Source organism: Mangrovibacter plantisponsor (assembly GCF_003182475.1).
Lineage (GTDB): Bacteria > Pseudomonadota > Gammaproteobacteria > Enterobacterales > Enterobacteriaceae > Mangrovibacter > Mangrovibacter plantisponsor.
The window spans coordinates 133401-146502 of the sequence record NZ_QGTS01000005.1 but is presented as its reverse complement, the minus strand read 5'-3'; the positions used below and the strand labels follow the sequence as shown (position 1 = coordinate 146502).

The following is a 13102-nucleotide window of genomic DNA, read 5'->3' as shown; positions in this document are numbered from 1 at the left end:
CGCTTAAAGGTATGCTTATAAAATTATCAGGCTGACTGCGCCAGAGCAAGGCTCTCAATGCGCAAATCGCCGTGATAGATGCGCGCATGTTGCAGGCCCACGAATAAGCGTTCACCGCGTTGCGGCACCACGTCATCACGCATGACAACGGTCAGAGGGTCTGTGTACCAGCCAACCGGCTGCACAACCAGCTGCATATAGTGCCCTTTCGGACTGACTTCCAGTACCTGAACAGGTAACGGAGAATCCAGGCTGGTTCGGCGGCTTACATCCACTTCCCAGGGGCGCAGGAACAAGTCTACCGGGCCCTGGTAACCTGGGGTAAAACCGAGAGGCCAGCGGTGAGCGCCAACGTGGAACTGGCTACCCTGCACAGATCCTTTTAACCGATTCACTTCGCCAAGGAACTCAAGAACAAAGCGAGTTGCAGGTTCACGCCAGACTTGCTGAGGTGCGTCAGCTTGTTCAATATTCCCCTGGCTCATCACGACAACCCGGTCTGCAATTTCCATCGCTTCTTCCTGGTCGTGAGTAACAAAGACACTGGTAAATTGCAGCTCTTCATGTAACTGACGCAACCAGCGGCGCAATTCCATACGCACCTGGGCATCCAGTGCACCGAAAGGTTCATCGAGCAGCAGAATTTGTGGCTCTACCGCCAGTGCGCGAGCCAGAGCAACACGTTGTTTTTGCCCACCGGAAAGCTGAGCAGGGAAACGGTCAGCCAGGTGAGAAAGCTGGACCATTTCCAGTAAATTAGCCACTTTCTGTTTGATAACCGCTGCAGACGGGCGCTCACGGCGTGGCAACACCGATAAGCCGAAAGCGATGTTGTCGAACACGGTCATATGGCGAAACAGCGCATAGTGCTGGAACACAAAACCAACCCGCCGGTCACGCGCATGCAGCTTACTGACATCATTACCATGAAAGCTGATACGACCACTGGACTGGTGTTCAAGGCCTGCAATTATCCGCAACAGTGTGGTTTTCCCGGAACCAGAAGGGCCAAGCAGCGCCACCATTTGCCCGCCGGGAATATCCAGCGAGATATCATTCAGCACCTGAGTCCGGCCAAAAGATTTTTTGATGTTGTTTATCTCAATGCTCACTATTACCTTCCTGTTGCAGGTGTTTTTCCTGGCTGTTCAGGCGCCACTGCACTGCACTTTTCAAAAACAGAGTCAAAATTGCAATTAATGTCAGTAATGCGGCGGCAGTAAATGCCCCCACCGTATTGTAATCCTGTTCCAGCATCTCTATTTGCAGTGGCAAAGACAGCGTTTCACCACGAATAGACCCGGAAACCACCGATACCGCGCCAAACTCGCCAATCGCACGCGCATTGGTCAATACCACGCCGTACAGCAAGGCCCAGCGGATGTTTGGCAATGTTACCCGGCGGAACATTTGCCAGCCGGATGCACCTAACAGAATTGCGGCTTCATCTTCCTGGCTGCCCTGGCTCATCATCACGGGCACCAGCTCACGCACCACGAACGGGCAGGTAACAAACACGGTCACCATAATCATACCCGGCCAGGCGAACATCAGTTGCAGGTTATGTGCCTCAAGCCAGCTGCCTGCAATACCGTTAGCGCCGTAGAACAGCAAGTAAACCAGGCCCGCAACGACTGGTGATACCGCAAAGGGGATATCCAGCAGTGTCAGCATTAACTGGCGGCCAGGGAAGGTAAAACGGGTGACCAGCCAGGCAAGCAATGTACCGAACACCAGATTGACCGGAACTGTGATAACAGCAATCAGCAACGTTAACCAGATAGCAGTACGCATATCAGGGTCAACCAGGTTTTGCAGCACCGGCATAATGCCTTTAGAAAAGGCGATGGCGAAAATCGATGCCATTGGCACAACAAGAATAAAGGCTGAGATCACCACACCCAGGCCAATCAGCGACCATTTACCCCAGTTGATGGGTTCACGCCGGGGGCGCAATTGTGAAATATTTGCCATTAATGCCCTACCACACGCCGACCAAAGCGACTCTGTAACGTATTAATCCCAAACAGCAAAATCAGTGATGCCGCCAGAATAACTGAGGCAATTGCACTGGCTGCCGGGTAATCGAACTCTTGTAAGCGCACAAAAATCATTAATGATGTCACTTCTGTTTTCCAGGCAATGTTGCCAGCAATAAAAATGACTGCGCCAAATTCACCCAGACTGCGAGTGAATGATAATGCGATACCCGCAATTAACGCCGGTGATAATTCAGGCATCACTACGCGGCGGAAAGTCTGCCAGCGGGTGGCACCCAGGGTTTCTGCCGCTTCTTCATATTCCGGCCCTAACTCTTCCAGCACTGGCTGCACAGTTCGCACTACAAAAGGAATACTGGTAAAAGCCATGGCAACCGCAATACCCAACCAGGTATAGGTAACTTTGATGCCAAAATGGCCCAGCCATTCGCCATAAAGACCATTGACCGAAAACAACGATGCCAGCGTTAACCCCGCAACCGCCGTGGGTAATGCAAAAGGTAAATCCATTAAGGCATCCAGCAGGCTGCGCCCGGGAAACTGGTAGCGGGTTAACACCCAGGCCATCAACAAGCCAAACACACCGTTAAACAGGGCGGCCACACCAGCAGACAGCACTGTCACTTTATATGCGGCAACCATCTGCGGGTTTGAAATAACCTGCCAGTACTGCGCCAGTGTCATCTGGCTTAACTGCATCACAAGTGCACTCAGCGGTAATAACAACACCAGGCAGATAAAAAGCAGGCTGGTGCCCATACTGAGTGTAAAACCCGGCAAAACACGCCGGGAAGAGATGGCAAACATTAGCTACGCCCTGCTGCTAACAACTGATCCAGTTCACCGCCACTGGCAAAATGCTTGCTCATGGCGTCTTTCCACGAACCAAATTTGTCTTCTACGCGAAACAGTTTGGTTTCCGGGAATTTGTCTTTCATTTTGCCCATTAGCTCAGGGTTATTTACCCGGTAGTAATAGCTGGTAATAATTTCCTGTGCTTGTGGGCTATAGAGGTAATTCAGGTACGCTTTGGCGGCTTTTTCGGTGCCATTGGCTTTCACGTTACGATCAACCCAGGTCACCGGGAATTCAGCAAGAATATCCACTTTGGGTACCACAACTTCGAACTGCTCGTTCGGGTACTGTTTACGGATATTGTTCACTTCAGATTCAAAGCTAATCAGCACGTCGCCAAGGCCACGTTCAGCAAATGAAGTGGTCGCCCCACGGCCTCCGGTATCAAATACCTGGACGTTTTTCAGAAACTGGGTCATGAAAGCTTTGGTTTTGGCTTCATCGCCACCGTCAGCCTGGTCGGCTGCGCCCCAGGCGGCAAGATAGGTGTAACGGCCATTGCCTGAGGTTTTCGGGTTCGGGAACACCAGTTTTACATCACTACGGGCCAGGTCGCTCCAGTTGTGAATGTTTTTCGGGTTACCTTTACGCACCAGGAAGGCCATGGTGGAGTAAAACGGTGAGCTGTGGTTTGGCAGGCGGCTTTGCCAGTCTGCCGGGATCAGATTGCCTTTGTCATGCAGGATCTGAACATCGGTTACCTGGTTGTAGGTGACAACGTCGGCTTTCAGGCCTTGCAAAATAGCCAGCGCCTGGCGTGATGAACCGGCATGGGATTGCTTGATAGTCAGTTTGTCGCCGTTGTTATCCTGAGCCCATTGTTTCTCAAATGGCGGGTTCAATGACGCGAACAACTCGCGCGCGACATCATAGGAGCTGTTCAGCAGCTCCGTCGCATGCGCACTGCCCGCCAGGACCAGAGACAGCGCCATTGCACTCAAGACACGTTTTACTGACTTACCCGCCATTTTGCACCTTCACTCAGACCTTATGAAATAGAACTCCAGTGTATTGAGAAGCGAGTCAAAAGTTATAACGGTTTTATATACCGTTTCGTGATTTTCAAGCGCAAAAGGGAATAAGACAAGGCGGGAGAAAACAGCATAGTTGCAGTCTTCATCAAAATGGGGAAAAGGTTAGTTTTAACCTGTTTATTTACACATCATCGTAATAATTTCAAACCGTTAGAATACGCCTGCCGCCGGGTACCAGGCTCCTTTGGCAGCGATTTATAGCACCAGGCAATACACATTCCCGGGCCACAAGCCAAACAGCCCGGGACTCATTTATTCCACACTGACGCTACTTATCACTCACCGCACAGGCCCTTCAGGACCAACTGGTTATTACCTGCTTCAATAACCCGGGGTTTATCAGGATGGAGTTCATCACGGCTTAGCACAACTCGCCAGGTATTATTCCCCTGATCGGGCGAGATAAACATCCCGGCGACAGCCACATACCGGGTGCTTTCATTCATTGGCATATCAACCATTAGGGTGCTTCCCGGTTGCAGGCGCACTTCCTTCTCTGCCAACAAATCAGCTTTAAGTACCTGAGCGCCACCGGTGAACAATAACGCATAGTCTGTGCGGTCAAACGCTTTGCGGTCCTTAAGTTGGTAGACGCGCACCACAGTGGACAATGCCACGCCACTGTCATTAGTGTTCACTGCTTCACGGGCACGAAGATCAAGGTGCAGAGTTTTAACCTGCTTATAAAAAACAGATTTGGTCACAGCGGCCGAGCTCTCGGCCACTTTCTGTGTCACACCACAACCGGCCAGTAATATCGACATACCGGCTACCAGTACAAACTGGGGAATCTTACTCACGATAACCGCCATATTCGCCGCTCTCCTTACGCTGCATATTCTCCTGAAGGCCCGCATAACGCCCCAGATTGATGGTCATTTTTTTTGGCTGTTGCCCTGGTAGCGGGTTACGAAAGCGCATCACAGCAGTACGTCCGAGTTGCCCTGCCCCGGGGGTGGGTTTACAGCTCATCACCGCCTGTGGAAGAAGATTACTGTTCACACACAGTTGCAACCGCACATCAAGGCGTGAGCCTAAATAAACGTGCAGCAACGCCATTAAATCCGCGTAAAGCTCACCGCCCGGAAGCCAGCCCTGCACTTCATCAAAACCCGACGTGCTGAGCTGCATCAGCACCTGGCTGTTCACATCCGTGGCATAGTTTCCCATCACCGGGCGGTTTACCAGTGTAACGGGGTGGCGGGTACTCAGGGCCAGAGGCGAACTGAGACGCACACGTTTTTTGTCATGGTGCCAAATCTTTGCCTGTGTACCCGGTGCCAGCAGGTTCACCAGAGAAGCCATACCTTCGGCAGTTCTTCCCGGCAGCAACATCACCGGTAACAGCGCCAAAAAGCGCGATAACGGCGCAGTTGCACTTGCCATGCAGCCATCACCTCCCAGCCCAATAAGGCCTAGAAGGTACTGCGATGTTTTGTCTTTCCCGCCCGCTTCAAAGGTGGCCGGATAGCTGTATTTACGCCATATCCGGTAGTACTGCGTAATCAGCCGGTGGTTGAATATATCAAGAAAGTCAGCGGTTACTTCATACCCTTCCCGCTGCTGGGCGATGTCGTTGACATAGTGTGTTGGCAACGGAGAAGTCACCCCGTACAACCCCATAAAAGTGATGCGAACTGTTACAGGTAAATGCGGCAGCTCCGCCGGTTCATAAGCTTTTATCTCTGAGGCAGGAAACCCCATTCCCGGGTGAGGGCGAAAACGCACTGGCTCCTGGCGAACCTGCCAGGTACTACCCATCACCGGGTTATCTGGCTGGCTTTGTTCCAGTAACTGGCAAAGGCGATAAAAATTAACTAAAGGTAACCTGTCACCGAGGCTGTTTATCAACCTGGCAGGCGCGGATTGTGATTCTCTTTCCACCGGATGCACTTTCCTTCTGGCTGAACAATGAGGGTAAGCTGGTTAAACTGATTCATATCGGCATAGAGCGCGAAGAAACGGTTAAGTAATTCCCCAAACAAATGGATGTCTCCTTCCCCGGTAAAACCGTTGCTGTCGAGGGTCACTTCGATATCCACTCCGCGCAGCAGATAGCCCTGCTCAAAACGCTGCAGGCGGTGATACGCCACATGCTGAATAGCCTCCAGGCGGCGAGTATTGCATTCATCTTCCTGCCAGTTATAGAGCGCCAGAGCGCCACGCAGCACCTCTGCGCTATTCATCATATTGAGAAAACCGGTTCCCAGATGGCTCATTACTCGCCAGTGAAACCGGTCTTCAACAGGGGGATAAACGGGTAGTGTAGGTTTGCACAGGTTGATTACCGGCAATGGTGTTTGAACCACCTGCTCACAACGCTCAAGCAGCGTGCTTTGCAGCGCCCGGCGCGGTAGCTGGCCGTTAGTGCCGGTGATTTGCAGTGATATTGTCTCATACTCTATGCGCTGTTCGCCCTGCAACTGATGCCCGCCAAGGATCAGCCAGGTATCATACAGCCCCGTCACGCTGCGTTTCACACGAGTGTGGTAATAACGTGGTGGGGCGTGACGCCGCATCATGCCGCCTTTATGGCGAAAACTAGAGAATGGCACATACTCTGCCTGGTTGGTTCGGCTTGAGCCGGTTACCTGGTCAACAGAATAGATCTCTGTATGCCCATCCTGCAGGCGTTTGGGGCGCAGCAGGTATTCTTGCTCCAGCCCGGAGACAGTGAGCGGGTCAGCTTCCAGTGTGAACAAATTAACCACCGGTACACAATGGAGGCGAACCGCCTCATGGGTGACGGGCAGATCTGCTGGCCAGAGGCTACTGAATACCACCTCGATATCAATATATTCAGTTCCCTCCGGGAGAGGCTGAGAGTCAAGGCCATGGAGATGGACAAACATAAACTTGTCACGAAAAGCGAAATACTCCAGCAGTAACTGGTAGCCGCTGAATGCGGTATCTGTTTTCGGCAGCAGGCTGTCTTCTGCGCGAAAACCACCTGGCGAAAAATAGCCATCCAGTTCTTTACGTTCTTGTTGGCCAGACAGGCGCATATACATAACAGCCTGGCGTTTTGTGAGCATCAGGTGCAAATGGCTGCTCACAGGCGCATCTGCCCCCAGGTAAAGGCTTAGCTGGCTGAGATCGGCATTTGACCAGTCTGCCTGCTGGCTGCAGGTAAAACGCATGCGTAGTACAGAGCGGCCATCAGCCTCAGTTGCCATAGTCACCGCAGATATACTCAGTGGGTTGAGCATCATATCCCGGGTGGTGCGATAGCGGCAGACTGTATTCTTCGGCCCCACCGGGCGGGAATAAATTGCCAGCCCCGCCGGTACATTCTCAGCCATTTTCACGGTATGCACATCTGGTGTGAATGCCACAATGGCGAGAGAGGGAATGGTACGCAAATAGTGGGGCCAGAGCATACTGACCAGCCCTTCAGTCAGCTCTGGTAAGTCATCATCAATCTTTTCACGCAAACGCCCCATTGAAAAAGCGAACCCTTCAAACAGGCGTTCAACATAAGGGTCGGGCGTACCTGCTTTATCTAAATCAAGCATGGCAGCTCTGTCGGGATGCGCTTGTGCAAATTCTTTTGCGGCTTCACGCAGGTAGCGCATTTCGGCTTCGTAATACCGCAGGGTTAAATCATCCATAACAAACTGAATCCTGAAAGTTCATTTACTGTGGAGGAAAAACGCCACCACACCTAATAAAAAACATTTAATTTCAATATATTAAAAAAATATCGCTAGAATATTTCAGCCGTACCTTAAGTTCCCTGAACAGCCAGGCTCTTCTCACCACCCGATTTCCAGGAATGTTTGCTCATCAAAACTCCAGGGCAGTTTCACTGCCGTGCTCTACAGCCCGCCCCGATGTTTCCGCACCTGTAATAAAAATTGTCTCCGGCAACCGGAAGCCACGCAGTTTCAGCAGCGCCAGCGGGCCCTCTCCGGCTTCGGTTCGCAGGGTGTAGTTCAGCGCCCGCCCGTCCTGAGCCTGCCAGCTCAGGCTGTAGCTGCTGCCTACTCCCGGGTACGCACTCACCGTTGCTTTATCCAGCAGGCGTATCCAGCCCCAGGCCCCGGGGATATCCGCATACTGGCGGGTTCCGGCTGTGGTGCTCATCCAGCTTAAACGGGCACCGGCGGCTTCTGTATCCGCAGGCCAGGTGAAACGTTTCCAGGCCGGCATCTGGTTCATATACACCAGCGCCTGGTTGTCGATAACCATGTCGGTTTGCATCACGCCCCCTGCTGTGCCCGGGCGCAGCTCAAAATGCATGCCTGCCTCCCCTTCAGTAAAGGCCACATCGGCGATATGGCTCAGGGTATTAACAGCCCGGAGGAAAGCCGGGTTGAAAACCAGACCCTGTGAATGGGTGCTGTCCGCCACCCACTGGTTGCCCTCGCGGTTCAGGACACCCTGCAGGCGGGTTTGCAGAAACTGAGTGATGCGCCCGGTATCGCTGTTCAGGTATTTTGCCAGCAATGGCAATGACACATCGCTGCCGGTATTGTTAAACGGATAGCGGCCGCCAAACGCACGGTTCCATTCACTGACTACCGCCTGCTGCCACTGTGCATTGAGGCTGTCTGCAGCAGGTGCCAGTACCTGCTGCCAGGCCTGCTCCATCGGGCTGACAAACAGGGTTTCCCCAAACCCACGCCACTCCTGCCCCAGGCCTGCGGCCAGCAGGCTGCCGTAGTCGCGGGTTTGGGTGAGGTCCACGGTTTTGCCCTGAAAAACAGTCTGCGCAAGGCTCTGCGCCATTGCCTGCGGGTCGGCCGCATGGGTCACCTGTTGCAGGCGCAGGCGCACCTGGGTTGCCCGGGTCAGATACGCCTGCAGGCTGTGTTCCTGCTGCCCGGTGCGGGTGGTATCCGTCAGCGCCAGTAACGGGCCGAAGGTGTTGTCCAGCGGACCGGTAACCCCTGTGCTCTGGTCAATAACCCCCTGGCTGCCACTGCCCAGCAGGTTTCGCGCCGATTTCACCAGCGAATCAGAGATGGCTTCCCGGGCCTGCCCGGTGCGGCCCTGCACATTCAGAGTGTTCATCAGGGCGACCAGCGGCGACTGGCGCACATCCGCCATCAGCGTTAACTGGTCAATGGTATCTGAAAGCGTGGCTGCACGCTGAAGCCGCAGGCTGTTAAGAAATGCCAGCCATGCACCGCTGAAATCCGCAAAATAGCGCTCCGTGAGCTGTTGTTTCAGCGCTTCAGGCGTAATGGTCTCCTGCAACGACGCGGACTGCTGGCTGTCTGTCAGCACCCAGTCGAGTTCATCACGGCGTGCTGCCACCACACGCTCAATCGCGGGCTGTACTGCCTGCTCCCAGGCCTGGCGGGTGAACACGCCCGGTACGGTTTCGCCGGTCGTGAACAGCCGGGACACATCCGTATCGCCGGTCATGTCTTCCAGGTGCATATCAGCGTACAGGTGCGCCACCTGCGCCAGCATATTCTGGTACAGGGTGGCTTCGCTGTTGCGCTGCCCCATCAGGCGAATAAGCAGGGCGCGCACCTGCCTGACCCGTTGTTTATCCTCTGGTAAAGCCCCTTCCGGGTGAGTGGGGAGTTGTGCGCCATAAAACGATAACAGTGACGGTGCCAGGCCCTGCCAGACCGTGTCGTTAACGCCATCACGCGCTGGCCAGCCCTGCAACAAAGTGCGTGCAAACCAGTCTGCATCCATATGCTGCGGGCGTGCCAGCATCAGGTAGAGTTTTAACTGGTCATAGATGGTTTTTGCCTGCTGTTCACGCAGTGGGCTGCCTGGCGGCAGCGCGGTAAACGCCTGAAGCTGCGAGTGCAGGTGGTCCGCCGCGGCATCACGCAACAGGGCATGTGCACTGGCCTGGTAATGGGGCATCAGCGCGGCCAGCAGCGCCTCATTCTGGCTGAGGCCGGCGCGTGTATACCAGGGGGCACCCTGTGCAGCCCGGTACTGTAAACGGGCCAGTGTTTTCTGCAATTCAGCAAGGGCCTGCAGGCGGGCAGCCAGCGGCTGGTTTTGTTGTGCGCCCGCAACCACCCGTTCACGGGCACCGGTAATATGGCTGCGGTTACTGGTATACGCCACACATATCCATGCCACTGATGCCAGCAGCAGTACGAATGCCATGGGGGATAACACTTTTTGCCAGGGTACCCCTGATTTCCGGGGGCGCAACGGTGGCGGTAATGCCCGGACATGTACCGGTAACACTTCCCAGCAGTTGTCCATAACCCAGCGGTGTTGTCCGGATGGCTGCGTTGTGGCGAAGGGCTGGCTGAAGACCACTCCGGCCAGGGGGAACGGGCGGTGAGGGCCTGTCATGGCTGACAGCGGCCCGGTGATACTGGCAGGCTGGCGTGTCAGCTGGTCGGCCAGCGCCAGCAGAAAGGGGTGCGGCTCCCGGCAACATACCTGCTGCACGCCCCGGGAAACCAGTTCCGGCACCATTGACGCCAGTGTCTGCGCCAGTGTGTCCGCATCACACCTGGCAGGCAGCAGGCAACCCGTGGCCTGCACGGTGCGGCCCGCCGGTTTCCCGGCCCGCGGGTGCAGGGACCAGGCATACACCGGCAGTTTCCAGCCCGCCACTGCCATGCGTTCACGCAGGGCATGCACCAGCGCGTTCATGTCACTGCCAGAAGGTAGCGGGTGCGGGGGCGCCGGGTTGATCGTGGCAAGCTGGTCGAAAGCGGAAGTCACCCACACCAGGCCATCTGCCGGGCGGTAACGCAGCTTCCCCAGCGCCGCCAGCCAGGTGTTGTCGGCAGGCTCAGACGGGTCACCGCCCCACAACAGCAGGGTACCGCCATCTTCCAGCCAGAATTCACGGGTGAGGCCCGGTGCCAGTTGCTCCACATCAGAAACCGTCCCGGTTACCAGCAGGATACGGATTTTATGCTGCCAGAAACGGCCGTGGAGGTGGTGAAGATACTCACGGATTTGTTTTGCTTTAACGCAGCTTCTGTCGTTTTTCTGCTCGCCCAGATCTGCCTGCGGTCTTTTGCCTGTAAGCAATATATACTTCTGAATAAAATGAGAGGAAACCAGCCATTCCAGTAGCCGTACAAATATTTCATCAAACAGCAGAATCACCAGGCAAACCACAACCACAATAAGTGATACAAACAGTTTCTTTTCCTGATGAATAATTTTTAAAAATGGATTATTCAGCCAAATCAGCCCGGCACTTATCAATAAAATTATCGCAATAATAATCCATGTGCTAATGCGTTTATTCTTTGCCACGCCATTTTCCTTCAATAATCGACTTTGCGTACAATTAGCTGATGCATTGTTTTATTTTCTGCCATTATCCACTGGGGCATGGCGGATGTAACAGCATGTTCACTGGCGCAAATTAAGCTAATATTCCCTGTTGCTGCTCCGGGGTTGCCGAATAAATCATCCAAACTATATTCCTCACGTTTCCCTGGTGAGTACCCCATACTTTCAACCTGTTTGATAACCCGGCTGAGTGTGTTCTGGTTCACCTGAACCCGCCAAATTCCATAGGGCTCTTTTGCAGACACCCCCCCCCAAAGCAGCATATCTCTGGTGGTAGAAATATCTTCCGTTGACACAACCGGGCGGTGGATTGCTACTTCAGGTTTAATATCATATTGAGCAAGCCATTCAGGTGAAGCCAGTAACAGAGCAGATACAGATTCCGCCTGATAATCCAGAGGCATACTGAACAGGTTGATTTCAACAGAGAGTGTCACCCAGGCTTCACCATGATCCAGCCAGGGATCAAGCCAGATTAAACCATCGCACTCTGTCTCAACAATAAGCGAGTTTGTGTGATACTTGTCTGGAAACATACCCTGCCAAATATCTTCAATCACTTTATTATCCAGCGCTCCGTCATGGTGAATACGCACAGAAAAATCACCACCAGGGATCATTAACAAATCTGGCTCCAGCATACGGAGTAACTGAGACAGGTATCCTGACAGCCTCGACTTGTAACTTGTATTTGAAGGCTTATCCAGGCAGGCAACCGTCTGAACGCGTTGAAGGTCCACAAAGTAGTGTGCCTGTAACTGGCTACCAAATTTCACAAGAGCAGAGGCCAGCTTGTTACATGCTATTGGGGTAATATAAGCTTTTCCCACCAACCCTGCGAAACGTTGCCCCGTATTCACCAGTCTGTCATATTGCTCCTGGTGGAGATTATTCCAATAAGCAATACTGTCACGCGAATTTTCATAAATTCGTAGCCGAATACCATAACAGGCAAAACCGGTAGTAAAAGGTATGACAAGGGTACAAAACCAGAACCATGCTGAGTGAGTTGCCATACCGCCAGGCCATAAATAAAGCGAAAACATCGCACCCACGCAGGTAAACAGAATAATAACCAGCGTCCATCGCAATATTTTCGGGTGCTCAGGTGCGGCTTGTTTGTCAGGAATGCTATTAAGATCAATAGGCATAAGCTACCGCCGACCAGCAACAGGCAATGAGGTAATTAACGTACAACCACAGCCACAACGGTGCCCATGAAGCGCTATGGGTTTTCCTTTAATTTTGGAACCTTCATCACCTTCTGCAATAGCGGTTTCTCCGTGTACAGGGCATAACACTTTGTCTCCTTTACAGGAAATAGCCCTCCCCTGAAATATAACACCTGTACTGCCTTGCAAAACCTTCCCACCACTGGATGTCGTGTCACCAATGCGAATAACACCAGGCATAATAAAGCCCTCTTAGCTTTGTTGAATATTCGGATGCAATACTGTTAAAAAAACCAGCCAAATAGCGAAAAACAAATACCATCTGGCTACCTGGTTAAATAAAATATCAAACAGAAAATAATAAGCGTGCAACCACACTTATTTAAAACACAGCGCACACCAATATAAATAGCCTACAAAAGCCACCAATTAGTTATTGCATACCAATAGCAGCAGAAAAGTCCTTTTGTTCATTATTGACTCCGTTACGGTTTTACGGGATTCGGGCTGTTGACCACACAACGAACGGTTTTATCATCTATCAGTTTTGTTCCCGGACTTTGATTAGACCGGACAATGGTTAACCCTTCAAATGGACCAGAGAAACCCGCCCCGCGGAGTACTTTGGTATACTGAGGCTCCGTATCATCAATTTCTACTAAACGCTTATAGATCGGTTTTTCCGGCCCCCGGGGGTTAACTGCCGGGGAGTGCTGGTAATAGTCCGGGTCATACCAGTCCTGCATCCACTCATAGCCATTCCCTGCCATATCGTAAAGCCCCAGCGGGTTGGGCGGGT

At 52.9% G+C, this 13102-nt stretch carries 11 protein-coding genes; all 11 read right to left on the bottom strand.

The window, feature by feature from the left end:
- Positions 1-26: 26 nt before the first annotated feature.
- Entirely contained in the window at positions 27-1112 is a 1086-nt protein-coding gene (cysA, locus tag DES37_RS09405; RefSeq protein ID WP_036116241.1) for a sulfate/thiosulfate ABC transporter ATP-binding protein CysA, read from the bottom strand.
- The gene (cysW, locus tag DES37_RS09400) at positions 1102-1974 is read right to left on the bottom strand and encodes a sulfate/thiosulfate ABC transporter permease CysW (RefSeq protein WP_036116243.1); all 873 of its coding nucleotides are present in this window, start codon (positions 1972-1974) and stop codon (positions 1102-1104) included. Before cysW ends, cysA begins: the two co-directional genes overlap by 11 nt.
- Positions 1974-2807, bottom strand: coding sequence for a sulfate/thiosulfate ABC transporter permease CysT (gene cysT, locus DES37_RS09395; RefSeq protein WP_036116244.1), 834 nt, complete (start codon positions 2805-2807; stop codon positions 1974-1976). The genes cysW and cysT overlap by 1 nt, the downstream gene beginning before the upstream one ends.
- A complete protein-coding gene (locus DES37_RS09390; protein ID WP_036116245.1) occupies positions 2807-3823 on the bottom strand; it encodes a sulfate ABC transporter substrate-binding protein in 1017 nt (338 codons plus the stop codon). The genes cysT and DES37_RS09390 overlap by 1 nt, the downstream gene beginning before the upstream one ends.
- Before the next feature lie 341 nt (positions 3824-4164).
- Positions 4165-4701: a type VI secretion system lipoprotein TssJ gene (tssJ, locus tag DES37_RS09385; RefSeq protein WP_110025641.1), complete on the bottom strand. Its 537-nt coding sequence runs from the start codon at positions 4699-4701 to the stop codon at positions 4165-4167.
- Entirely contained in the window at positions 4682-5773 is a 1092-nt protein-coding gene (tssG, locus tag DES37_RS09380; RefSeq protein WP_211320549.1) for a type VI secretion system baseplate subunit TssG, read from the bottom strand. The genes tssJ and tssG overlap by 20 nt, the downstream gene beginning before the upstream one ends.
- On the bottom strand, positions 5737-7500 hold the full coding sequence (tssF, locus tag DES37_RS09375; protein WP_110025639.1) for a type VI secretion system baseplate subunit TssF: 1764 nt from the start codon (positions 7498-7500) through the stop codon (positions 5737-5739). Before tssF ends, tssG begins: the two co-directional genes overlap by 37 nt.
- Before the next feature lie 175 nt (positions 7501-7675).
- Positions 7676-11092: an ImcF-related family protein gene (locus DES37_RS09370; protein WP_110025638.1), complete on the bottom strand. Its 3417-nt coding sequence runs from the start codon at positions 11090-11092 to the stop codon at positions 7676-7678.
- A gap of 11 nt (positions 11093-11103) precedes the next feature.
- On the bottom strand, positions 11104-12282 hold the full coding sequence (locus DES37_RS09365; protein WP_110025637.1) for a hypothetical protein: 1179 nt from the start codon (positions 12280-12282) through the stop codon (positions 11104-11106).
- Positions 12283-12285: 3 nt separating this feature from the next.
- The gene (locus DES37_RS09360) at positions 12286-12543 is read right to left on the bottom strand and encodes a PAAR domain-containing protein (RefSeq protein WP_110025636.1); all 258 of its coding nucleotides are present in this window, start codon (positions 12541-12543) and stop codon (positions 12286-12288) included.
- 245 nt (positions 12544-12788) lie between these two features.
- The coding region (locus DES37_RS09355) for a formylglycine-generating enzyme family protein (RefSeq protein WP_146211507.1) at positions 12789-13102 on the bottom strand (314 nt) is incomplete at its 5' end.

Excerpts from the sequence above, each read along its gene's own strand:
- DES37_RS09365 (WP_110025637.1), bottom strand. The coding sequence starts at position 12,282 with ATGCCTATTGATCTTAATAGCATTCCTGACAAACAAGCCGCACCTGAG.
- tssJ (WP_110025641.1), bottom strand. The coding sequence starts at position 4,701 with ATGGCGGTTATCGTGAGTAAGATTCCCCAGTTTGTACTGGTAGCCGGT.
- cysT (WP_036116244.1), bottom strand. The coding sequence starts at position 2,807 with ATGTTTGCCATCTCTTCCCGGCGTGTTTTGCCGGGTTTTACACTCAGT.
- tssF (WP_110025639.1), bottom strand. The coding sequence starts at position 7,500 with ATGGATGATTTAACCCTGCGGTATTACGAAGCCGAAATGCGCTACCTG.
- cysW (WP_036116243.1), bottom strand. The coding sequence starts at position 1,974 with ATGGCAAATATTTCACAATTGCGCCCCCGGCGTGAACCCATCAACTGG.
- DES37_RS09360 (WP_110025636.1), bottom strand. The coding sequence starts at position 12,543 with ATGCCTGGTGTTATTCGCATTGGTGACACGACATCCAGTGGTGGGAAG.
- DES37_RS09390 (WP_036116245.1), bottom strand. The coding sequence starts at position 3,823 with ATGGCGGGTAAGTCAGTAAAACGTGTCTTGAGTGCAATGGCGCTGTCT.